General features: G+C 70.6%; 18 protein-coding genes and 1 pseudogene. 6 read left to right on the top strand and 13 right to left on the bottom strand.

Going from position 1 to position 23295, the window contains the following annotated elements; translation table 11 throughout:
* Positions 1-602 precede the first annotated feature (602 nt).
* On the bottom strand, positions 603-1814 hold the full coding sequence (locus ACWBNA_RS31600) for a glycosyltransferase family 2 protein (RefSeq protein ID WP_482707927.1): 1212 nt from the start codon (positions 1812-1814) through the stop codon (positions 603-605).
* Between the two features lie 208 nt (positions 1815-2022).
* On the opposite strand from ACWBNA_RS31600, the gene ACWBNA_RS31595 reads away from it, so the two are divergent.
* Positions 2023-2691, top strand: coding sequence for a hypothetical protein (locus ACWBNA_RS31595; RefSeq protein ID WP_482707926.1), 669 nt, complete (start codon positions 2023-2025; stop codon positions 2689-2691).
* Positions 2692-2841: 150 nt separating this feature from the next.
* On the opposite strand, the gene ACWBNA_RS31590 is transcribed toward ACWBNA_RS31595, so the two are convergent.
* The 5 genes from ACWBNA_RS31590 to ACWBNA_RS31570 all read right to left on the bottom strand — a co-directional run bounded on the left by ACWBNA_RS31590 (position 2842) and on the right by ACWBNA_RS31570 (position 7003).
* Positions 2842-3132, bottom strand: a complete 291-nt coding sequence (locus tag ACWBNA_RS31590; protein ID WP_482707925.1) for a DUF1905 domain-containing protein — start codon at positions 3130-3132, stop codon at positions 2842-2844.
* 122 nt (positions 3133-3254) lie between these two features.
* Positions 3255-4541, bottom strand: a complete 1287-nt coding sequence (locus tag ACWBNA_RS31585; RefSeq protein WP_482707924.1) for an NAD(P)/FAD-dependent oxidoreductase — start codon at positions 4539-4541, stop codon at positions 3255-3257.
* Positions 4538-5332, bottom strand: coding sequence for an amino acid ABC transporter ATP-binding protein (locus tag ACWBNA_RS31580; protein WP_482707923.1), 795 nt, complete (start codon positions 5330-5332; stop codon positions 4538-4540). The genes ACWBNA_RS31585 and ACWBNA_RS31580 overlap by 4 nt, the downstream gene beginning before the upstream one ends.
* The gene (locus tag ACWBNA_RS31575) at positions 5329-6084 is read right to left on the bottom strand and encodes an amino acid ABC transporter permease (protein WP_482707922.1); all 756 of its coding nucleotides are present in this window, start codon (positions 6082-6084) and stop codon (positions 5329-5331) included. The genes ACWBNA_RS31580 and ACWBNA_RS31575 overlap by 4 nt, the downstream gene beginning before the upstream one ends.
* A 13-nt stretch (positions 6085-6097) precedes the next feature.
* Positions 6098-7003, bottom strand: coding sequence for a substrate-binding periplasmic protein (locus ACWBNA_RS31570; RefSeq protein WP_482707921.1), 906 nt, complete (start codon positions 7001-7003; stop codon positions 6098-6100).
* Between the two features lie 252 nt (positions 7004-7255).
* Here ACWBNA_RS31570 and ACWBNA_RS31565 point away from each other — a divergent pair, with 252 nt between their 5' ends.
* Positions 7256-8464, top strand: a complete 1209-nt coding sequence (locus tag ACWBNA_RS31565; RefSeq protein ID WP_482707919.1) for a CdaR family transcriptional regulator — start codon at positions 7256-7258, stop codon at positions 8462-8464.
* Between the two features lie 273 nt (positions 8465-8737).
* Here ACWBNA_RS31565 and ACWBNA_RS31560 read toward each other — a convergent pair whose 3' ends face one another.
* The 3 genes from ACWBNA_RS31560 to ACWBNA_RS31550 all read right to left on the bottom strand — a co-directional run bounded on the left by ACWBNA_RS31560 (position 8738) and on the right by ACWBNA_RS31550 (position 11552).
* Positions 8738-9568: a chitosanase gene (locus ACWBNA_RS31560; protein ID WP_482707918.1), complete on the bottom strand. Its 831-nt coding sequence runs from the start codon at positions 9566-9568 to the stop codon at positions 8738-8740.
* A gap of 201 nt (positions 9569-9769) precedes the next feature.
* Positions 9770-10348 (bottom strand): hypothetical protein, encoded by a 579-nt coding sequence (locus tag ACWBNA_RS31555; RefSeq protein ID WP_482707951.1) that lies wholly within the window; start codon positions 10346-10348, stop codon positions 9770-9772.
* A 187-nt stretch (positions 10349-10535) separates the two neighbouring features.
* On the bottom strand, positions 10536-11552 hold the full coding sequence (locus ACWBNA_RS31550; protein ID WP_482707917.1) for a pectate lyase family protein: 1017 nt from the start codon (positions 11550-11552) through the stop codon (positions 10536-10538).
* Between the two features lie 156 nt (positions 11553-11708).
* On the opposite strand from ACWBNA_RS31550, the gene ACWBNA_RS31545 reads away from it, so the two are divergent.
* Entirely contained in the window at positions 11709-14894 is a 3186-nt protein-coding gene (locus tag ACWBNA_RS31545) for a glycoside hydrolase (protein ID WP_482707916.1), read from the top strand.
* A gap of 167 nt (positions 14895-15061) precedes the next feature.
* On the opposite strand, the gene ACWBNA_RS31540 is transcribed toward ACWBNA_RS31545, so the two are convergent.
* The 3 genes from ACWBNA_RS31540 to ACWBNA_RS31530 all read right to left on the bottom strand — a co-directional run bounded on the left by ACWBNA_RS31540 (position 15062) and on the right by ACWBNA_RS31530 (position 17772).
* A complete protein-coding gene (locus ACWBNA_RS31540) occupies positions 15062-15706 on the bottom strand; it encodes a DUF6629 family protein (protein ID WP_482707915.1) in 645 nt (214 codons plus the stop codon).
* 153 nt (positions 15707-15859) lie between these two features.
* The gene (locus ACWBNA_RS31535; protein ID WP_482707914.1) at positions 15860-16894 is read right to left on the bottom strand and encodes an MASE1 domain-containing protein; all 1035 of its coding nucleotides are present in this window, start codon (positions 16892-16894) and stop codon (positions 15860-15862) included.
* A 47-nt stretch (positions 16895-16941) separates the two neighbouring features.
* The gene (locus ACWBNA_RS31530; protein WP_482707913.1) at positions 16942-17772 is read right to left on the bottom strand and encodes a PP2C family protein-serine/threonine phosphatase; all 831 of its coding nucleotides are present in this window, start codon (positions 17770-17772) and stop codon (positions 16942-16944) included.
* A 203-nt stretch (positions 17773-17975) separates the two neighbouring features.
* Here ACWBNA_RS31530 and ACWBNA_RS31525 point away from each other — a divergent pair, with 203 nt between their 5' ends.
* Positions 17976-18512: a DUF2269 family protein gene (locus ACWBNA_RS31525; RefSeq protein ID WP_482707912.1), complete on the top strand. Its 537-nt coding sequence runs from the start codon at positions 17976-17978 to the stop codon at positions 18510-18512.
* A gap of 540 nt (positions 18513-19052) precedes the next feature.
* Here ACWBNA_RS31525 and ACWBNA_RS31520 read toward each other — a convergent pair.
* Positions 19053-19349: pseudogene (locus tag ACWBNA_RS31520) on the bottom strand (class I SAM-dependent methyltransferase); the annotation flags it as partial.
* Between the two features lie 204 nt (positions 19350-19553).
* On the opposite strand from ACWBNA_RS31520, the gene ACWBNA_RS31515 reads away from it, so the two are divergent.
* Positions 19554-20945 (top strand): Tat pathway signal sequence domain protein, encoded by a 1392-nt coding sequence (locus ACWBNA_RS31515; RefSeq protein WP_482707911.1) that lies wholly within the window; start codon positions 19554-19556, stop codon positions 20943-20945.
* Positions 20946-21187: 242 nt separating this feature from the next.
* Positions 21188-23257, top strand: coding sequence for an iron uptake transporter permease EfeU (gene efeU / locus ACWBNA_RS31510; RefSeq protein ID WP_482707910.1), 2070 nt, complete (start codon positions 21188-21190; stop codon positions 23255-23257).
* The last annotated feature ends 38 nt before the right edge of the window (positions 23258-23295 follow it).

Raw genomic sequence — 23295 nt, 5'->3', positions numbered from 1 at the left:
CGTCCGGCCGGACCGCCGGACTCGGCTCCCTTTGAGTACGGCTTCAGCGCCGGCCAGGCCCCAGCGGGCGCCGGTGATGTCCGGGCGGTCTTTGACCAGGTGGCGGCATGCTCCTTCGAGGATGTCGGTGGCGATCGGCCAGCCGCGTTCCAGGGCGGTGTCGTAGCACGGGTGCTCGGCTTTGCTGGTCAGGTAGTTCACGGCCTCGTCGATGCCCTTGCTTCTGGCACCGCGCAGTCCGGCGGTGCGGGCGGCAGCTTCGAGTGCGGCGACGGTTGCTGCGCGCACCGGCCAGGAGGGCGCGGGCGTGGCGGGCGATCCAGGTCTCGGCCAAGACGTCGCCGGTGTGGTGCAGGCACCAGGCGGCTCGTCACAGATGTTCGAGCACGTGGATCAGGTCGACGATGACGTGGGTGTCCGTGCCGCGATGCTTGGCTTCGGCCTTGATGAGGTCCATCTGGCGGCGGGCGCCGTCGACAAGGACGATCCGGGGACGGCGGCGGGCGGGGTCGCGGTGCTCGGCCCAGTTGGGTCACCCCGTCGCCCGCTTCCGCGAACCGTGGACACGGCCCGCTCACGGCAGGCCGGGATCCCCGAAGGAATCATCCACGGGTCCGCAGCCTCCGCACGTGTCTGCGGACCTTCCGCACCGTCCGTCTGGCGACGGAGGGCCGGGGCTTCGACGACGGCATGACCCGCCGGCTGCCGGACCAGTCCGGCACGGTGACCTTGTACGCCTCGTCGGGGATACCCGCTTGCCGGTCGCGGAAATACGGATAGGCGAGGTGCAGTCTTCCGGCTCGGCCGTGGTGGACCGCCGCCGGCACCGTCTTGGCGCGGATGAATTCCAGGATGTTCTTCAACGCGTCCAGCCTGCCCATGGCGACGCAGGTGAGTATCAGCCGCTCGCCGACCTTTATCCGGTCGGCTACTCCTTTGGTCCAGTACGCCGCCGTCATCGGGGCGGCGAGTTCCATCTTGTGCAGCTGCTCGCTTTCCGGCTGTTTCAGCAGGACGGCCCCGAATTGCTGCAACAGACCGACCGTGAAGGGCCGCACCATCAGCTGATCCCGCTCGGCACCCGGCGGCACGAGTCTCGCGATCAAATCCATCAGCGCGTGAATCGCGGCGAAGCGGGCCGTGTAGTCGCCCCTTTGTGTCGCGTGCTTTCCGTCGTCGCGGCCCACCAGGTAGTAGCAGACGTAATCGGCGACGACGGACACGCCGTTGCCGCTCAGATACGCCTCCATGGTGAAGAGCGCGTCCTCACCGGTGGCCAGGCTCTCGTCGAACCTGAGGCCCAGGCGCAGGAGCAGCTCGCGCCGGAACAGCTTCTGGGCGCTCAGCGTGAAGATGACCTGCGAGGTGTGGACGTCGGCGCGCTCCAGAGTCCGGGTGAACATCGAGCTCGCGACACCGCGGTTGACTCCCTCCATCTTGCCGAGCACCACATCCGTGCCGGCGCGGTCGGCCATCGCGACCATCCGCTCCAGGGCTTCGTCCCCCAGGAAATCGTCGGCGTCCAGGAAGAAGACATAGCGTCCGCGAGCCATGGACAGCCCGACATTGCGCGGGCCGCTGGGACCGCCGGAGTTGGCCTGCCGCACCACCCTGGTGGGTACTTTCGACGTGGCGGCGAAATTCTCCAGGTATTCGCCGGTGCCGTCGCTCGATCCGTCGTCGACGGCGACGATCTCTAATCGTTCCGCGCCCAGTGTCTGTGTCTCGACTGATTCCAGACAGCGGACGAGATAGGGCATGGCTTCATACGCTCCGACAATCACCGTGACGTCGGGCACAGGTTGATTCTTCATTAACCGCAAAGACAGTCAATCCTGAACGATGGTTGTCCGGAATTACATAATCCGCATATCGTGATCGGTAGGTGACCTTCCGAATTCTCGGTGTCGCGCGGTCCTGCCCGGGCCGGGCCCTTCCACAGCACGGGCGGCGCCATGTCCGTTCGCGGCGCAGGATGAGAGAGACGACACCCCTCGGGGGACTCTCCAGCGGGAGGCCACCATGACGGCAGCGCAGAGCGAGGAAACCGTCCGCTCGGGGAAGAGCGAGCCCTTGTGGGCCGGGATCGCCGGGATTCTGGCCGGCGGACTGCTGATCGCCGGCCATGTCCTGACCTGGCGGACGCCGGACATCGAGGACGACGACGCGGTCCGTGAGGTCGTGACGTTCTACTCCAAGGACAGCAATCAAGCCCTGTCCGAGACCTCCGCCCTGCTTCTGCTCGCGGCCGGGCTGGCCTTCCTGTGCTTCCTGCCGGTACTGGTACGCGCCGCCGGTCGTCGCTCCACCCTCGCGCTCGCGGGCGGGACCGTCTTCGTGGTTCTCCTCATGGTCTCGGCGATCGCCGGGAACATCTACGGGATCACGGCGAACCATGTCGACGTCTTCCAGGTCGTACCCGAGACAGCCCTGATCGCGATCCTGTTGATGGACGTGGCGTACGGGGGACTCGTCGCGGCGATGGTGGGCGCGGCCGTGCTGCTCCTGGCCGTCTGGCGCACCACGCGTGACGCCGAAGGCGTGACGGTCCTGCCCTCGTGGCTGACCTGGGCCGCTCTGGTCGTCGGTGTGCTGTGCCTGGCAGGGCCGTTCAGCGCCTGGCTGACTCCGATGCTGCTGGCGGTGTGGCTGGTGGTGGCCGGAGTCGTGGTGATGCTGAAGCGGCCTTGAGGTCGTGCGGCGGACCCTCCCGCACGATCCGCCGCACGCACGGCACCTCGGTTGAGGTCGGGGCCCCGTGGTTCGTGACGCGGCCGGGCTTCCCTTCCGGCCGGGCGTTCGCGTCGTACGTGTCACGCGCGGCCGGGCGCGCGGTTCGCCCTACTGAAGGCGGACGGTCATCTCCACTGCCACCTCGTCACCTGCCGAGAGGTCCTGCGGCTTGCGCACGGCGTTCTTGAGCGGCAGCAGGTAGCCGCCGTCCCTGGGGAAGAGCGACGTGGTGAAGGCGACCTCGCCGATCCGCGCCTCGACCGGGATCACGCCCCAGCCGTACGTGGCCATCGCGGCCACCTCGCGGATGTCGGCGGACTCCTCCTCCGGCACGGGGACGAAGAAGTACGGCGACGGCCCACGCCACTCGATCACCCGGCCGACGAAGGCGAGCTCCATGGGGTCGGTGTCCTTCCGCGACGATGGCCAGGTCGCGCTCAGCGTACCTGCCGTGCCACCACCGCCAGTTGGGGACGACCAGCAGCTACCGTGCGTCGCTCGCGGCCGGGCGCACGAGATCGTCAGTGCCGCAGCCGGTCGTAACGGAAGGGCGTCAGGGCCCCGGGCCGTTGCCCGGTGAGGACGTACTCGGCGAGTTCGTGCCCGGTGACCGGACCCAGCGTGACGCCGAGCATGCCGTGGCCGGTGGCCGCGAAGGCGTTGTCGTGGCCCGGGACACGGTCGATGACGGGGAGTCCGTCGGGGAGGAACGGCCGCCCGCCGACCCAGGGATCCCGGATCAGGCTGACCAGGTCGTCCGGATCGTCGAACCAGCGGCCCAGGTAGTGGCGGCTGGCGAGGGCGACGGCGACGATGCGGCGCCAGTCGAGGCGGTTGTTGTTGCCGCTCAGCTCCATGGTGCCGCCGATCCGCGTGGTGCCGCCGATCGGTGAGGCGACGGCCCTGCGCTCGCCGAAGTACAGGGTGTGCCCGGGTGCCGGGTCCAGGTCGACCGAGAAGCTGTAGCCCTTGCCCGCCTGCAGGGGCAGCGCATGTCCCAGGGAGCGCAGCAGGCCGGGGGAACGCATTCCGGCCGCGATGACGACGGCCCCGCAGGGAATCTCGCCCTGCGCGGTACGCAGCGCGGTGACCCGGCCGCCCGCGGTCCTGAAACCGATGGCCTCCGCGTTCTCATGGATCTTCACACCCTGGGCGGCGAGTGCCTCTCCGAGCGCCTGGGCGAACGCCTCCGGGTCGACCACCCCCTCCCCCTCGACGAGGTACGCCGCACGCACCCGAGGCGACAGCGCCCCGTCCAGCAGATGCGCTTCGGACCCGGTGGTGATGTCGGCGGGCATCGGGTAGTGGCCGTCCGCCATCTCCCGCTGGACGGCGAGGTGGTGGTGGGCCTCGGCCTCCGAGAGGAAGGCGTGCACCATGCCGGGCCGGGTCAGCGTCGTGTCGACTCCGGCCTCGCGCAGTCCGTCGAAGAGGTCGAAGGTGCCGCGGTTCAGCTCGGCGATGGCCGCGTACCCGCGCCGGAAGGCGGCCGGGGTACTGCTGCGCCAGAACCGCCACAGCCACCGGACGAAAGCGGGATCCGGGAGGGGCCGGAGGTAGAGCGGCGAGTCCGGGCGTCCCAGCGAGCGCACGGCGTAGCGGACCATTCCCGGGGCCGGGACAGGGGTCGAATGGCTGAGGCAGACCCATCCGGCGTTCCCCCGGGACGCCCCGGAGGCGAGGCCGCGCCGCTCGACGACCTCCACCGCGACACCGGCCGCGGCGAGGTAGTACGCGGTGCACAGCCCTATGACACCGCCCCCGACGACCACGACGGGGCCGGCACGGTCGTCGAACGACCGGGTCATGACGCGGTCCCGTACGAGGCGAGGAACTCCCGGGTCCGGGTCCGGGCAGGACTGTCGAGGACGTCCTCGGGCGCCCCCTCCTCCACGATCCGGCCGCCGTCGACGAAGACGACGTGGTCGGACACCTCGCGGGCGAAGGGCAGTTCGTGGGTGACCAGCAGCATCGTCATCCCGTCCGCGGCGAGTTCCCGCATCACGCTCAGAACCTCCCGGGTGGCCTCGGGGTCGAGGGAGGAGGTGGGTTCGTCGAAGAGCAGTACTTCGGGCTTGAGGGCGAGGGCCCGCGCGATGGCGACCCGTTGCTGCTCGCCGCCGGAGAGCTGGTCGGGCTGGGCGAGGCCGCGATGGGCCACCCCGACCCGGCGCAGCAGTGCGACGGCCCGCTCCAGTGCCTCCTGTTCGGGGATGCCGGCCTTGCGCTGCGCCAGTACGACGTTCTCCACGGCCGTGAGGTGGGGGAACAGGTTGAACCGCTGGAAGACCATGCCGACGGTGCGGCGCAGCGCGGGCAGGTCGCGGCAGACCATACGACCGCCGCTGTGCACGACCTGACCGGCGACCTCGACCGTGCCCCGGTCCGGGCGTTCCAGCAGGTTGACGCAGCGCATCAAGGTCGTCTTGCCGCCGCCGCTCTGTCCGATGACGCTCACGATGCGGCCTCTGCCGACGGTCAGACGGACGTCGTCGAGCACCAGCCGGCCGTCGAAGGACTTGCTCAGCCCTTCGATCCGTACGACGGCTTCGGCGGGGCTGGGGGCCGGGGTCTCGGTGGTGATGACGGGCTCGGTCACAGGGCCGCCTCCTTCACGGGTACGTCCGCGGTCGTGCCGTCGGCGAGCAGGGCGCGGGCCGCGCGCATCCGCCGCCGTCGCCACGGGGACAGGGGAACGCCGGCTCGTACCTTCCGCTCCAGCAGGAGCAGCAGCTGGGAGAGCGGGTAGCACAGGGCGAAGTAGACGGCGGAGATGACCAGGTACACCTCCAGCGCCCGGAAGGTGGCCGAGGTGATGAGCCGCCCCTCGGACATCAGCTCGGCGGCGGAGACGGTGACGAGCAGTGAGGTGGACTTGAGCAGGTCGACCAGCATGGTGTTGGTGCCGGGCAACGCCTGCCGGAGGGCCTGCGGAAGGATGACGTGGCCGAAGATGCCCGCCTTGCCGAGGCCCAGTGCCTCCCCCGCCTCGGTCTGTCCGTCGTGCACCCCGCTGATCGCGGACCGGAAGATCTCGGAGAGGTAGGCGGCGTAGAAGACGACGAGGCTGAGGCAGCCGGCCGTGAACACGTCCAGCCGGATCCCCGCCGAGGCCAGTCCGAAGTAGGTCAGGAAGATGATGGCCAGCAGCGGGATGTTCTTGAAGACCTCGGTGTAGACGGCGGCGACGGCACGCGCCGGCCACGCCCTGCTCAGTCTGAGCAGGGCCACGGCCAGGCCGAGCGCGACCGCGCCGACGAAGCTCACGACGGTGTAGGAGACGGTGCGTCCGAGCGCGTCGAGCAGGTCGGACCGGTAGTCGGACCAGGGGACTTGGAAGAGACCGGACATGTCTGTCATCCCCTCACTGGGTCGCGACGGACGGCGGCGTCCAGTCCTGGGGGCGGTCCACGCCCCTCCGTGCGGTGGCGACGTCGGCGGCCGGCTCGAGGAACTGCTCGGGGTCGCCGCCGTACTTCTTCACGAGCTTGGCCATCTCGCCGTTCTCGTACATGGCGTCGATCTGCGCGGAGATGGCCTGCTCCAGCTTGGTGGCCTTCTTGGGCAGGTAGAAGCCGGTCTGGTACGGCTGGAAGTAGGCGTAGGCGGGCTTCGCCTTGACCTGCGCGGCGGTCGGCGGCGTCAGGTACTGCGTCTCGATCTTCAGGTCCGGCCGTTCCTTCTGCGCCGCGATGATGATCAGCGGGTCGAGGAAGCCGACGTCCACCCGGCCGGCGCCGAGATCGTCGAGCACGCCGTTGGCGTCGGGGTAGGCGTGCAGCTCGGCACCGGGGACTGCCTGGATCGACTTGACCCACACGTACCCCTCGACCGTGCCCAGATCGAGGCCCGCCAGGTCGTCGACCGTCTTGTACGTCTTCCCGGACCGGACGGCCATCGCGGGGGGCGAGTAGTAGGGCGGGTCCGTGAACAGTCCCTGCTTCTGCCGGTCGGCTGACCAGGCGACGCCGCCGATGGTGATGTCGACGCGGTGTGACTGCACCCCGGCGAGCATGCCGGCGAAGTCCGTCACCTGGGGTTTGACCTCGAGGCCGAGTTTCTTGGCGGCGTAGTTGAGGATGTCGCCGTCCAGGCCGACGATCTTGCCGCCCTGGACGCTGGTGTAGGGGGCGTACGGCTGCACGGCCACCTTGATCACGCCCGGCGTGAGCGTGCCCAACGCGGCGGTCTTCGCGGACACGTTCTTGGGGGCGTCGTCGTCGCCCGAGCCGCAGGCGGCGACGGTCGGTATCAGGAGAACCGCTGACAAAGCGGCAACAAGTGAACGCACACGGGTCATCGGCTTGGGCCTTCCGGAACGGCGTAACGGCGTGTGGGTGGATCGGCGTATCGGCGCTGAGGGACCCGCCGTTCACCGCGCTGTGCCCCCGGCGGGGAGGTGATGGAGCCATACGCTATGGACCGGCCTGCGGTACGTCACCGGTCACTTCGTACGAACTTATGGCTGAAACCGCTCGCCCGGCTGTACGGTGCGTCCATCCCCGCCTCGGGAGGAACGTTCGTGCTGAGTCCGTCACTCGCGCAGGAGATTGCCGGGGACACCACCGCGGTCATCGGTTTCAACGTGCTGATCACCGACGCGGAGGGCATGGTCATCGGCAGCGGTGACAGCAGCCGGGTCGGCACCTTCCACGAGGCGTCCGTCGACGTGATCCGGACCAAGGAGCCTGCGACGCACAGCGCGTCGCAGGCCCAGCAACTGCGGGGAGTGCGGCCCGGAGTCACCCTGCCGCTGGTCACGGGCGGGCAGGCGGTCGGCACGGTCGGCATCACCGGGACGCCCGCCCAGGTGCGCCGCTTCGGACTGCTGGTGAAGCGCCAGACGGAGATCCTGCTCAGGGAATCCGTGATGCTGCGTTCCCGCCTGCTGGCCGAGCGGGCGGCCGAGAAGCTGCTCGCCGACATCGCCGCGTACGATCCGCAGGTCGTCGAAGGCGATTTCCTCGAGTTCCGGGCGGCCGAACTGGGCTTCGACCTACGGCTGCAACGGGTCGCGGTGGCGTTCGAGGTGAGCGTGCCGCCCGTGCCCGACACGGGCTCCCGCCGCCAGGCCGTTCCTCCCGCCCGCGACATGGCGCTGGTCCGCTCGGAACTGCTCCGCACGATCCGCGACGTCTTCGCCGACCCCCAGGACGTCGTGGCCGGCACCTCGCCGGGATGGATCGGCGTCCTGCACCGGCTCCCGGCCCGCGGCCCGGCCACGTCCCTGGCCGACGACTGCCGGCGCCTCATCGACGTCATCGCCGCCCAGGACGGGCTGCTGGCCCGCGCGGGAATCGGCGAACCGGCCGCGTCCGTGGGCGGCTTGCACGGTTCCTACCAGGACGCGTGCGACGCGCTCCGCCTGGGTGCTCGCCTGGCCGGCGACTCCCCCGTCCACCTGATCACGGACCTGCGCGTCCACCAGGTCCTGGCCGCCGTCGGTCAACCCGCACGCAGCCGACTGCTGGCACGCACCGCCGCCGACCTGCGTGCCCAGCCTGACTGGCCGGTGCTCCGCGACACGATCACCGCCTGGTGCGAGAACGGGTTCAATCTCGTACGGGCGTCCGCGGCCCTGCACATCCACCGCAACACCGTCGTGTACCGGATGAACAAGATCGAGCAGATCACCGGCCGCCCGCTGCGCGACCACCGGTCCGCGATGGCCCTGTACCTCGCCTGCCTGGCGGACCAACTGGGCGGTGGCGTCGCCCCCGCGGGAGGGTGACCTGGGCGCGGGCCGCCCGGTGACACGTCACCGGGCGGCCCGCCGGTCCGGCCCGCGTGCCCTCGCGGGCGTGCGCACCGCGGGGGTCAGCCGATGTGGAAGCTGTCCCCGTACACCTTCCAGTCCAGCGGCGGGTTCAGGTCGAGGTTGCCCTGTCGAAGGAAGACGCGCTGCGCGGNGGGGGGGCGGGGGGGCCGCCCGCCGCGCCCCCCCCCCCCGGCCCCCCCCGCCGGTCCGGCCCGCGTGCCCTCGCGGGCGTGCGCACCGCGGGGGTCAGCCGATGTGGAAGCTGTCCCCGTACACCTTCCAGTCCAGCGGCGGGTTCAGGTCGAGGTTGCCCTGTCGAAGGAAGACGCGCTGCGCGGTGTCGACCCGGCTGGTGTCGCTGTGCGCCTCCTCCTGTTTCATCGCCCACACCCGGGCGTCGAGGAAGGCGTTGAGGTACGCCGTCTCGTCGCCGCCCTGGGCCGGCGGCTTCGCCTTGCGCAGGGCACGCCTCCGGATGTTGCCGAAGCTGGTCGAGTCGCCCCCGTCGCCGTGCATGACGATGGCGTCGTAGTAGGCGAACTGACCGAGTGTACGCAGGCCGTCCGCCTTGCCCTGCCTGACCGCGGGGCCGAAGTAGACGCGGTCGCGTTCGTCGTTCTGCGCGGCCTGGAACACCGTGTCCCGAGCGGCCTTGCGCCAGTCATCGGCGAAGGTCGGGTCGAGACCGTCGTGCGAGTCGGTGCCGTCGACCCGGCGCAGGGCCGGCAGGTACTTGGCGAGCACGTTGCCGGGCCTGCGGTCGGCGTAGAGCTCCACGAGGTCGAGCATGTCGCCGGTGCCGGAGCAGAAGCCGATGATGCCGGCGGTGTAGCCGCGGCCGTCGCCGATGTCCTCGATGTACTGGTACTGGGCCTTCCAGTCGAGCGAGGAGTTCTCCGCGCTCGACACCAGCTTCATGGCGATCTCCTTCTTCGCCGGTTCGTCGAGGCCCGGTGCGGCGGCCGGGGCTGCCGCGGCGGGCGGGGCGCCGAGCACGGTGGCGGAGGCCAGCGTGCCGACCAGGGCAAGGAGGGTGCGGCGGGAGGGACGCGCGGGGGCTGCTGTCTCAGGGTCCACGGGAACTCCAAGCGGGGTGGGGGGTTGGAGAGTTGGTCCAGACCTGAATCGTTAGGAAGGTTTCCTACCAGGCTGGGGACAAAGCAGTAACCCGACCCGCTGGAATTCGTAGGATCAGATGAAAGCCGGAGTCACGCATTCGGCCGAGTGAGACGCTTCGCGCCCGGGACCGTGAACGATCCCGGGCGCCGGCGCTTGGGGTTACAGACCGTCACGCACCATGGCGGCGACGATCTGGACGTGCCGATCGGCCGCCGTGTTCGAGTACTCGTTCTCGTAGTTCAGGCCGTAGGGCCAGAAGTGCCCGCCGCCGGTGGACAGTTTGGCGGCCGAACCGTCGAACCGCCTGACGAGTGCCGTGGCCTCCGCACCGCTCCAGGTGCCCCCGCCGGTGTGGGAGGACCAGCCCGAGCTGGTGCCCACCCCGATGGTGTGGGCGATCTCGTGCAGCGCGGTCCTCTCGGTCATGTAGCTGCGGTTGCCGAAGCGAATGGTTCCGTTGATGTTGCCGTCAGCGGTGGGCACACCCGGGTCGTAGCGGACGGTGATGCTCTTGCCCAGATCGCTGAGGTTGTTGTAACGGGCCACCGCGGCGTTCATGGCCGCCGTGATGAGGTCGTAGGCGGTCCGCTGGTCCTGGGTGGGGTTGCTCGCCCGTTCGAGGGTCCAGGTGATGGTGGCCGCGGCCACCTGTTCCCGGGGCACCGACACGGTCGGCGGGGCGGCCTGCGCGACACCGGGAGCGGCCAGCACGGCGGCCGCCAGCACGGCCACGACCATCTTGTTGCGCCGGGGGACGGCCGTGCGTGTACGGGTGGACTCCGGGGTCAGTCGTGGACTCATGTGGGGTTCTCCTGTGGGGGGTTGGCCGTCGAGTGTGGGGACGACGGCACGATCGGTCCGTCCGCCGGGGGCGGTCGGCAGCCGGAGGGGAAGGGGCAGGTCCCGGGGATTCACGGGAGGTGGTTCAGGTGCCGAGCTTCCCGACGCCCACGCCGGCCCGCACGAGGGAGGGAACGTCGGCCGCGGGGTCCAGGGTGTACGAGTAGTAGGTGCGCGGCTCGATGACCGTGCCGTTGACCTCGCACGTACCGGAGCCGTTGAAGACGTTGCCCCGCTGCACCAGCCGGCCCGGTCCCGACTCGTCGTACCCGGCGGCCGAGTAGCAGGGGTGGGGGACGCTTTCGAAGTAGTTGCCCTCGACCAGCACGCCCGCGTTCATGGTGGAGGCGACGCCGTACAGGGCGTTCCCCTTGTAGTAGTTGTTGTAGACGTGCACGGGTTCGCCGAACCGCACCCGTGGATGCCGCTGCCGTGAGCCGTCGAAGAAGTTGTGGTGGATCGAGACCTTCAACTTGGCTGCGTCCTGGCTGCCGTTGGAGTCGGAGTGCCCGAGCAGCATGCTCTTGTCGGTCCGGTTGAACCAGTTCCACGACACGGTGACGTACTGGGAGCCGCGGACGACGTCGACCGCTCCGTCGAGGGGCGCGACGAACTCGTTGTGGTCGATCCAGATGTGGTGCGACTCCTGGCCGACGTTGACGGCGTCGTCCTCGGCGTTGGTGAACCTGATGTTCCGCACGATGGCGTTGTAGGAGCGGTAGAAGTCCAGACCGCCGCCGTTGATGACGGCCGAGGAACCGACTCCGATGATGGTCTTGTTCGGGCGCACACCCTGCTTGCTGGTGATGTCGATGGTGCCCTGGACCCGGATGACCAGCGGGCCCGTGGTGTCGATGTAGTCCAGGAATTGCTGGGTGGTGGTGGCGGTCACGGTCGGTCCGGCGGCTCCGCCGGTGGTGCCGTTCTGACCGAGCGCGTCGACCGCGGCGAAGCCGGTGGGGGACGTCTCCGCGAGCGCTGCCGACGACGCCGGGGTCTGCGCGGCGGCGCTGCCACTGCCGGCCGGTACCGCCGTGGCGCCGAGCAGCAGGGCGAACAGAAGAGTGGGAACACCGCGCGCGGTGCGTAACGACGACCTCATGTGGTTCCTCCCGGGGGGATTGGGCGGATCTTCCTGGGTCGTGCGGGAGCGGTAGCACAGGGACGGAAAGCGCTTTCTCGATTTCCCGAATGCTAAGCAGGTGTTTTGGGCATGTCAACGAAGCCTGCTCATCTCTGTGTTGTGGAAGGAAGTGGCGTGTCCCATCGGCATCGCATCATCCGGGCGTTGGCACCGGCAGTCCCCCTGGTGCTCGGCGCGGGTCTCGTGGCCGCACCCGCGGCGAGCGCGGACTCGTCGCCGCAGAGCGCGGTCACCGTGCGGATCGACCCGTCCTATCAGCAGCAGGAGTTCGAGGGATGGGGCACGAGCCTCGTCTGGTTCGCCAACGCCACCGGCCGCTACCCCGAGCCCATCCGAAGACAGCTCGTGGACATGCTGTTCGGCGAGGACGGCCTCGCCCTCAACATCGCGCGGTACAACATCGGCGGCGGCAACGCCCCGGACGTCCGCAAGGACTACATGAAGACGGGCGCGACCATGGAGGGCTTCTGGAAGGCCCCCGCGGGAACCACCCGGCAGGACACGGACTGGTGGGATCCGAACAACCCGGACCACTGGGACTGGAACGCCGACGCGGGCCAGCGCTGGTGGGTGGACCAGATCAAGGACAAGATCACCCGCTGGGAGTCGTTCAGCAACTCGCCGCCCTGGTTCCAGACGGTAAGCGGTTACGTCTCCGGCGGCTTCGACGCGAGCACGGACCAGATCCGCCCGGACCGCGTCGACGACTTCGCCACCTACCTGGTGCGTGTGACCGAACAGCTGGAGAAGGCGCACGGCATCGAGTTCGACACCATCGCGCCGCTCAACGAGCCCAACACGCCCTACTGGGGCACCCAGCTCGGAGCGGACGGTCAGCCCACGGGCGGACGCCAGGAGGGCGCGCACGCGGGCCCGGCACTCCAGCAGCAGGTGCTCCTCGCGCTCGACAAGGCGCTCGACGGGGCGAGGACCGACGCCGAGATCTCCGCGATGGACGAGACCAACCCCAGCATCTTCACCCAGAACTGGAACGCGTACGGCGCCCCCGCGCGAGCCGCCGTCGACCAGCTCAACGTGCACACCTACGGCACGGGCATGCGCACCAGCGCGCGTGACATCGCCAAGGGCGCCGACCAGAAGCTGTGGATGAGCGAGGTCGAGGGCACCTGGGGCACCGGCACCGACTTCACCGGCATGGATCCGGGGCTCGGCATCGCCACCCGGATGGTCGACGACATGCGTGAACTGGAGCCCTCGGCCTGGGTGTTCTGGCAGCCGATCGAGGACTCGCTCCCCCAGGCCGCGGCGGGCAAGAACTGGGGCAGCATCCACGTCCCGTTCAACTGCACGGCCGAGGACACCCTGGAGACCTGCCCGATCCGGGCCAACTCCAAGTTCCACACCATCCGCAACTTCACCCACCACATCCGCCCAGGCGACCGCTTCGTGAAGGTCGATGATCCCTCCAGCGTCGCCGCCGTCAAGAAGTCCGGCCGTGCGGCGACGGTGGTGCACGTGAACAGCGGCACGTCCGCGCGCTCCGTCACCCTCGATCTCGCCCGCTTCGGCAAGATCGCGCCGAGGGCCACCGTCACACCCGTGGTGACGAGCGCCGACGGCGCCCTCGTCAAGGGCGCACCGGTCCGGGTGACCGGGCGTTCGGCCACGCTCGCCGTCCCCGCGAAGTCCGTCACGACCTTCCTGGTCGAGGGCGTCAGCGGCGTGGCGAAGGACGCGGCCCTCGTTCAGCCCGGGCATGTCTACCGTCTCCAGGGTGCGCAGAGCGGAAAGTCGTTGGCTCCTTCGGACGACGGCAACGGTGTCGTCATCCGCACGACCGACGCCGGCAGTGCGCGGCAGCTGTGGTCCGTGGCGAAGCTGACCCGCGGCAACGACAACCGCGAGCGCTACGCCCTCACGGACGCCACGACCGGCAAGCGGCTCGCGGTGCGCGACAACCAGGCCGTCCTGGAGGACCCGGAAGGCGCCCAGGTCCCCGAAGCCGCGCAGTGGATCCTGTCGACGACCGGCGACAGCACGTACACGTTCGTCAACGCCGCCACCGGCCGCGTGCTCGACGTCGCCGGACAGTCCTCGGCGGACGGCGCCACCGTGTCCACGTACACCCCGACCTCGGCGGCGAACCAGCGCTGGGCCGTGACCGACGAGACGGTGCTGCGCACCGAGCCGGCCGTGGCGTTCACCGTCCCGGGGCTGCGTCCGGAGCTGCCGAAGACGGTGAGACCGGTGTTCCGGGACGGTGCCCGGGGCTCGCTCCCCGTGGTGTGGAACCTTCCGTCGGACCGCGAGTGGCGCGACCCCGGGACGGTACGTGTCAGGGGTGAGGCGACCGACTCCCTCGGGCGGAAGATCCCCGCTACGGCGCAGGTCACCGTCGACACGATCGCCTCGACACTCCCCGGCCGCGCCAAGACCTACGTGGGCGGGAAACCTGAGCTGCCGGCCACCGTCGTCGGCGTCGGCGAGAACGGCGGCCGGGCCGACCTTCCGGTGACCTGGGACCCGGCATCCGGCGGGGCGTTCGACACGGCCGGGGTCGTGACGCTGCGCGGCGTCGCGCAGGTCGTCGGCGGCGGCACGGCCGACGCCGCCGTACGGGTGCAGGTCACGGAAGCGGCAAAGACCAACATCGCCTCCGACGACGGCGTCTCGGTCGCCGCCACGTTCACCGAGAGCGGTTACTCCGCGGAGCGTCTGCGCAACGGTGACCTCGCCGAGAAGGCCTGGTCCAACTGGAAGCCGGGTAACACCAAGAACCCTTCGGACGCCATCACCTTCACGCTGCCGAAGGCACGCGACCTGAGCCGGATCGTCGCGCGCTTCCACCGGGACGGGACCACCGCCTCCTTTCCCGAGACCCTGAAGGTGCAGGTGCGGGCTGCCGACGGCTCGACGTGGGTCGACGCGAGCGAGGCCGTCACCGTCGGGACGGAGGGCACACCCGTGGTCGACGTCCCGCTGGAGGCAGGGCCGACGAGCGGGGTGCGCGTGGTCATGACCGCACGTCCGGGCGGCTACATCACCATGAGCGAGATCGAGGTGTACGCCAAGGCTCCTGGCGCCTCCTCGGACGCCGCCGCCACGTCCATCGAGGTGGCCGGTGCCCCGATCGCGTCGTTCGACCCGGACACGACCACCTACCGGGTCGTCACCGCCCACCCGAACCGGAGCACGGTCACGGCGACGGCACGCGACCCCTACGCGAGCGTGGTCGTCGACAGGGCGGGCGAGTCCGGTCGGACATCGGCCGTCGTCACCGTGACCAGTGAGGACGGGTCACAGTCACGGACGTACCGGATCGACCTCGTACGACGCTGAGGGGTGCGCTCTTGTGGGCGAGCCGGGCCGGGGCGTGAGCTGCCGTGGCCCGGCTCGCAGGGGCGAAGCGGACCGGCCGCGTGCGGTCGCGGGGCCTGTGGGGCCGCGGACGCCCGTCAGGCCGGGATCCACGTTGGTCACGTACGCGTACTGGCCCCACGCCTGGTTCAGGTCCGCCCGGACCGCAAGGCATGCTTCGAGGGCGCCGGCCGTGCGCGAACCCAGCCGAACAGCACCACCGAACACATGGCCGCGAAGGCGCACCAGGTCGACACGAACTCCAGCCGCCACAGCGCCCAGCAGGCCAGGGCGCCCACGGCCACCAGAATCCCCATCACCAGCAGCCGCCGGTCGCCGGACAGCAGCAGAGAGCCCACGGTGGCCAGGAGGTAGCCCGCGACAAGCAGACGGGGATGGGAGAGGTCGACCGCGTAGCCGACCGTGCGGCCACGGATCTCGGCGGTCACCGGTGCGGCGGCCAGGCCGTACGCCAGCATCGCGGCCGTCGCGGTTCCGACCGCGAGCAGGACCGTCAGCCGGGGCCGGGCGTGCGGTGGGGCGGCACAGAAAACTCCCGCGGGCACCCACACGGCCAACAGGGGCAGCGCGATGACGGCCCAGACGACGGTGGCCGGTCCCCTGCCACCGTCCGAGGCCCAGACCACCGACTCGACGATCTGATGGGCCCCGAGCAGCAGCGGCAGTGCGGCGAGCGGCAGGTCCCGGCCGCTGTGCGCCCGGGCCACACAGGCCACCCCGACGGCCGCGACACCGACGCCCGCCACGAGATCGGCCGTCGCACTCCAACACATCACGCCACCATGGGGTCGACCGTCATGGGTGTCCGCCTTGCTGTGCGGGCCACGCTACGTCGCGCCCGGCCGACGCGGGGTGCGGGCCACGCTGCGCCGTCCCCGCCGACGCGGCCCGAGTGACACGAAGGCCGGGTGCCGGTCCCCGCCGGCTCACGGCTCTGACTGCTGGTGACGCGGGCCGTCGGCGTCCACCGGGGGCCGGCCGCGGGGGGCGTCGCCGGCGGTGAGGTGTTCCAGGACCTCCACCAGGTCCTGGCAGGCTTGTTCCACCGAGTGTCTGGTGTTGCGCTGTTCGGTGATGACGGCCGACAGGAGCAGGGCGGTCAGGGCCATGGCGCCGTTGAAGGCCTGCAGCTTGATCATCACTTCGACTTGGGTCAGCCGTGCGAACGGGCCGGTCTGGTCCGTCGCCGCGACGGTGGCAGCGGTGGAGGCCAAGAGGGCGCACAGGATGCTGCCGGCCAGCTGGAAGCGCAGGGCGGCCAGGATCAGCAGCGGATAGACGAGGAACAGCAGGCTGAGGCCGCTGTAGGCGGCCAGGGGGACGAGGCCGCAGGCGATGAGGGTCAGTCCCGAGGCCTCCTTCCATCGCGACAGGCCCGGCGGCCAGCGCGTCGCGTGCAATAGAAGCAGGACGGGGGTGACGATCAGGACGCCCATCGCGTCGCCCACCCACCACGCCAGCCAGACGGCCCAGAAACCGGACGCGTCGAGTCTGTCCAGGAGGACGAGGAGGCCGACGCCGACCGTCGCGCTGATCAGCATGCTGGCCAGCGCACCGAGGAACACCAGTGCCACACCGTCCCGCAGACGGCTCAGATCCCTCCGGAAACCCACCCGCCGCAGCATGAGGTACGCGCAGACAGGGGCCGCGGTGTTGCCGGCCAGCGTGCCGATCGCGGCGGGGTGGAGCGAGGTGATGGACATGATCACGAGCAGGACACCGAGGGCGATACCGGGCAGACAACGCATCCCGAAGATCAACAGGCACGCGACCGCGACACCCGTGGGCGGCCAGATGGGTGTGACCACGGCGCCCTGCACGACGAGCTGCCGCACGAGGCCCAGCCGCCCCGAGGCGAAGTAGCAGGCGGCGACAGCCAGCATCTGGAGGGCGTAGAGGGCCGGTCGACGCAGATCCTGGGCCGGTCGACGCAGATCCTTGATACCCACCACAGCAGTCATCAGATACCGATACGGCCCGGTCGGCGAGCCGAGAGGCGTGCCGACGCCTACCGCCGGACGTCGGGTCCGTCGTGCCCGACGACGAGTACGGCCGCGTCGTCCTCGTGTCCGACCCGCTCCGCGCCCTTGATCACGGCGGTGGCGAGGGAGCTCGCGTCCATCCCCGCCACGGCGGCGACGCCCGCGAGCCTCACCACCTGGTCGAGGCCTTCGTCGACGCTCAGCGAGGGCCCCTCCACCACGCCGTCCGTGAGCAGGACGAACACTCCGCCCGTGGTGAGCCGGTAGCGGGTCACCGGGTACTCCTGTCCCTGCTGGACACCCAGGGGCGGTCCCCCTTCGTCCTCGGCGATGCCGGACTTGCCGTCGGCGGTGGCCCAGACGCAGGGGACGTGTCCGGCCCGGGCGCTCTCCAGCACGCCGGTGGACGGATCGAGCCGCATGAAGGTGCAGGTCGCGAACAGGTCGGTGCCGAGGGACAGAAGCAGGTCGTTCGTTCGGGAGAGGAGTTCGCCCGGCTCGCTCGTGACCGAGGCGAGCGCGCGCAGTCCGACCCGGACCTGCCCCATGAACGCGGCGGCCTCGATGTTGTGGCCCTGCACGTCGCCGATGGAGAGTCCGATGCACCCGTCGGGCATGCCGAAGGCGTCGTACCAGTCGCCCCCCACGTTGAGACCGTGGAAGGCGGGCGAGTACTGGACGGCCAGGTGGAAGCCGGGAGCGGCGGGCAGGTCTCCGGGCAGCATTCCGCGTTGCAGGGCGACGGCCAGTTCGACCAGGGAACGCTGGAGCTCGGCTCGCTCACGCGCCTGAGCGGTCAGCGCCCCGAGCCTGGCCAGCAGCGCGTCTGGGTCGTCGGTCGAGCGGTTGCGGGACATTGACCACTCCGGAAGGTTAGCGGCCCTTGGGGCGTAAAACCCTATTTTGACCCATTGGGATGAGGTCGGCTGGCGGCACGGCCACGGACGTCGGCACGGGCCCCGGGGATCGGATACCTCTCGCCGTGTACGCCCAGGCGAGTACGCGGGGTTACTCCCGCTGCAAGACGTCCTCGTCGCCGCCGCCCGGCACTGTGGTTCGGGTGAAACTCAGCCGCCCCGCACGCCGGGCCTGCCTCGTCGTCCATGTTGCCGCCTCCGCGGGCTGGCTCGGGCTCACGCTCGGACTGCTCGCACTCGGGGTCACCGCGAACACCACCGGCTCCGCGGTGACCGTGGAGGCCTCCGTCAGAGCCATGAAGCTCTTCGCCGACTGGCTCCTGCTCCCCCTCTCGTTCCTCACCCTCCTCAGCGGCCTGCTGCTCTCTCTGGGCACCCCGTGGGGACTGGCGCGGCACCGGTGGGTCTACACGAAGTTCTGGCTCACTCTGGCCACGACCACCGCCACGGTCCTCGCACTGCGCCCCGGGGTGAACGCGGCGGTCGCCGCCGTCGCCGCGGGACAGCCACTGCCCGACGCCGGCGACGTCCTGTTCGGGCCGGTCGTCTCGCTGTCCGCCTACCTCTTCATGACCGTGATCTCGATCCTCAAGCCCTGGGGCCCGACCCGCCGTGGCCGGAAGCTGAGGGCGTCCGCCGACGCACCGACGGACGCCCGGCGAGCCCGGCGGACCGCCTGACCGCCTGACCGCTGACCGGGGCTGGGACCGGTTCCCCGTGTGATCACCCTTTCCGGCTCCGTGAGGCGGGTCAGCTGTCCGCCATGAGGAGTCGGCAGCGACGTCGACGGCCTCCCGTGCCCGTGCGAGCAGGCCGGCGTGGTCGTGGGGCCGGCGGCCCGTGGCCAGGCCGTCGGCGAGGGCCGCCAAGCCGGGTGCGAGGGCGTCTGCCGCGGTCGGGGCGAACAGTGGAGATCCCGTCGCGTACGTGCGGGTCGAGACAGGCGCCGGGCCGCCGCCAGCACGCCGCGCCGAACCCGTCCGCGCAGTCGTGCGGGACGGGCACCGGCTCCTGGCCGCTCCACCGAGCAGGCCGGCCGGCCGGTCGACCGGGACGGCGCGGGTGTCGTCGACGGCGGCGGCCTGCGGGAGGTGGTCGCCCGCGAGCCTGAACCGTTCACGGAAGACCTGCTGGCCCCAGGTCAGGATGACGATGCGGTACCGGGTGACCCGGCGGAGTTCGGCGGTTCCCGCTTCCAGGTCGGTCCAGTGGTGGACGGTCAACAGCGCCATGACGGCGTCGGCGGCGTGATCGCGCGGCGGCAGGCGGTCGGCGACCGCGCGTACGGCGGGCGCGGCACCGGGTGGAGGCTGGGCGACCATGACCTGGCTGGGCTCGACCGCGAGGACCGTACGCGGGGAGCCGCGCACTCCGTCGAGGTCACAGGAGCCGGTGCCCGCTCCGACGTTGATCACGTGCGCGGTGTTCCCGAGCGCGGCGTGGATCCGCGCGGTGATCCGCGGATCCGGCCGCCGGCTCCGCTCGTACGTGGCACCCAGCGTGTCGTAGAGGGCCATGCCTCTCCGTATGGGAAGCGGCACCGTCACCCCGGGGCGTTCCGTGCGAGGCCGCACACCCCGTCCCACCCCAACGGGCTTCGCTGTCACATACGTTGACCACAATGTGCCGCGACAGCACAATGAGCCCGCACGCTTGAGAGCGCTCTCAAAAGCTGCCATGCCCCCTGTCCAGCACCGCGTCCCACACCTTTGAGGAGACCAATGACCGGCAGTCAACGCCCGGGACTCAGCCGCCGTGCGCTCATCGGGACCGGACTCGGTGTCGGCGCCGCGGTCCTCACCGCGGCCGGCTCCGGCGCGGCCCAGGCGGCGGAGCGCTCGTCCGACAGCGGCGGCTCCGCGCAGCGCCGGGCCCGCGCCTTCCTCGCCGCCGCCATGGACGGCTATCCGGATCACGGCACCCTGAGGCTGGCACAGAGCTACACCGACCAGGCGGGCCTGTTCAGCACGGCGTTCACCTACGACAACGCGCTCACGATCCTGGCCCACCTCGCCTCCCGCACCACGGACGGCCGCTCCAGGGCCGTGGCCCTCGGCGACGCACTGCTCTACGCCCAGGCCCACGACCCGGCGTACGACGACGGCAGACTGCGTCAGGCGTACAACGTCGGGCCGTACACCTTCTACGACGGTTCCCCGCAGCCGGACGGCTTCGTCCGAGCGGACGGCACGGCCAACGTCGGCACCCAGTTCGGCTTCACCGGCACCGCCGTGGGTGACATGGCCTGGGCCGGCATCGCGCTCGGCGCGCTCGCCCGCCGGACCGGAAAGCGCCGCTTCCTCACGGGTGCGGTGCGCATCGGTGAGTGGATCGAGCGCGTCGGCCGTACCGACGAACCCCTCGGCGGCTACAAGTTCGGGGTCAACGGCGCCGACGAGAAACTGCCCTTCACCTCGACCGAGCACAACACCGACCTGATCGGCCTGTTCGGACAGCTCGCCCGGCTCACCGGGAACCGGGTGTGGCTGGAGCGGCGTGCGCGTGCCGAAGCCTTCGTCAGGAAGATGTGGGAACCGTCCGAGGGCTTCTTCTATACCGGCACCAACGACGGCGTGACGATCAACAAGTCCCCGGTTCCGGAGGACACCCAGACCTGGACCCAGCTCGCCCTCTCCTCCCCCGCCCACGCCCGGTCGCTGGACTGGACCGCGAGCCGGCTGGCCGTCCTGGACACCGCCGACCGGCCCAACAGCTCCGTACCCGCGGGCCAGTCCTACGAAGGGGTCACCTTCAGCTCCGCCAGTCTCCTGGCGAACGAGGACGCCCCGATCGCCGCGGGCCAGCCCAAACCGAACCGCAACGGCGTCTGGTTCGAGGGAACGGCCCACCTCGCACTCGCCCTGCGGAACCGGCACGCCCCCGGAGACGAGGCGCGCGCCCGACGGCTGATCGCCTCCATCGAGGCGGCCCAGGAACTGCTGGGCGGCGGCCAGACCATCGGAGGCAAGGCGGTCGCCCAGGGCTCCGGAGTGGTTTCGGCGAGCAGCCCGCTCGACACCGGTTTCGGGTTCGGCTACTACCCCTACCGGCACACGGGCGCCACCGCCTGGTACCTGATGGCGGCGACACGCACCAACCCGCTGCAGGCCTGAACCCGCATCACGATCCCGCCCATCCGCCGAAATGTCCCGTTGTACGTGATGTGCCCCGGCTTCCTACCGGACTCTTACTCCTCCCCCAACTCCCTTGCAGCGCAGTTCACTTGCCTCACCACAGGGCCCTGAGTGCCGCGAGATGCCTCCCCGGGATGATCGTCATGGCTAGTTAGGTTTGCCTACACTCAGCTCGCCCTGGCCGGACTGCGACCGGGTCGTGCCCGAGAGGAGTTCCCCCGGTGTGGGACAACGCGCTCCCGAGCTTCCTGATCGGCCTGCGTGAGGGCCTGGAAGCCGGCCTGATCGTTTCGGTTCTGGTGGCCACCCTCGTCCGCTCCGGGCACCGCTCCCGGCTGCCGCTCGTGTGGACCGGGGTGTTCGCCGCGGTCGGGGTGTCGATGGGGTTCGGCGCGGTGCTGACGTTCACCTCGGCCGGCCTGTCCGGGCAGGCCCAGGAGGCGTTCGGCGGTGCGCTCAGCCTGGTCGCGGTCGCCTTCGTCACCGCCATGGTGTTCTGGATGCGCCGGTCGGCGCGGAGCTTCTCCGGCGAGATCAAGGAGAAGGTCACCGCGGCCCTGGGCATGGGCTCGGGCGTGCTGGTCGTCACCTCGTTCCTCGCCGTCGGGCGCGAGGGGCTGGAGACCGCCCTGTTCCTGTGGACCACGGGCCAGGCGGCCGGCGAGTCCGCCGGGCCGCTCGTCGGTGCGGGAGCGGGCCTGCTGATGGCCACCGCCGTCTGCTGGGGGCTGTACCGGAGGGTCCTGCACCTCAACCTGACCCGGTTCTTCACCCTCACCGGTGTCGCGCTGATCGTGATCGCGTCCGGGGTGCTCGGCTACGGGCTGCGCGATCTGCAGGAGGGCGGTGTGCTGCCGGGGGCCGCGGCGTACGCCGTCGACCTGTCGGGAAGCGTCGATTCCAGCTCCTGGTACGCCACCTTGCTCAGCGGCACCCTCAATCTGACGCCGCAGATGACATGGCTGCAGGTCACGGCCTACGGCACGTACCTCGCCGTCGTGATGGCGCTGTTCGTCCGGGGGGTGCGCGGCGTGGACGCGCCCGTCGCCACGCCTCCCGTACCGGCAGCGCCTGCCTCCGCGCCCGTCGCCGAACCGGCCGCCCCACCTCCCGCCGTCACCCCCGGGCGACGCCGGCCCCGGTGGGTTCTGCCGGTGACCGCGCTCACCGTCCCCTCCCTCCTTGCGGGCGTCCTGGTGGCCGTCGGCGACGCGAAGCCCGCCTCCGCCGCCACCATCACCGTCTCCCCCACCCACTGCGGCGGGGGATTCACCGCCCCCCAGCGCGGACGGCAGACCTTCCAGGTGCGCAACAACGGCAGCATCACCGTCGAGGCGTATCTGATCGACCCGGCCACGGCGGCCGTCTACGGCGAGGCGGAGGGCATCGCACCCGGCACGACCCGCGCGCTGATCGCCACGATCGGTGGCGGGAGTTACGCCTGGCGCTGCGTGCCGGCGAGCGGTGACGCGGTCACCTCCGCCGCGGTCCAGGTCACCGGCGGCGGCACGGTGAAAGCCGTACTGCCCGTCACCGAGAAGGATCTCGCCGCACCGCTCGCCGCCTATCGCGCCTACGTACAACGAGGTCTGGCCGTCCTGCTGACCAGGACCCGGACCCTGCAGGGCGACATCGAGTCCGGCCGGCTCGACCGGGCCCGTCACGACTGGCTGCCCGCACATGACCAGTACGCCTCGCTCGGCGCCGCCTACGGCACGTTCGGCACCTTCGACGCACGGATCGACGGGACGACAGCCGGACGGCCCGACGGGGTGAAGGACCCCGGCTTCACCGGTTTCCACCGAGTCGAGTACGGGCTGTGGCACGGCGAGTCGGCCGCCTCGCTCGCCCCGGCCGCCGGGCGGCTCACCGCCGACGTCGCCGCCCTGCGGAAGGACTTCCCCCGCCAGGACTTCGACGCGGCCGATCTGCCCCTGCGGACCCACGAGATCCTCGAGGGCACTCTCCAGCACGAGCTGACCGGCGCCACCGACTACGGCAGCGGCACCGGACTGGCGACCGCCGAGGCCGACATCGCCGGCACCCGGGAACTGCTCGGCCTGCTGCGCCCACTGATCGACGAACGCGACCCCAAGGTCGCCCCCACGGTGAGCAGTTGGCTGCGACGCACCGAACAGCTCGTACTCTCCGCCCGCCGCGAGGACGGGAGTTGGACGCCGGTCGGCGAAATCCCCGCCGACACCCGCCGACGGCTCGACGGCACCATGGGCCGGCTGCTGGAGGAACTCGCCCCGGTGCCCGACCTGTTGGAGATCCGCAGGGCGGCCTGAACACCCTTGCGCCTACCACTGCCTTCACCACCGCATGC

It is taken from the genome of Streptomyces sp. Q2, assembly GCF_056820935.1.
This window is presented reverse-complemented; position numbering and strand designations above follow the sequence as displayed.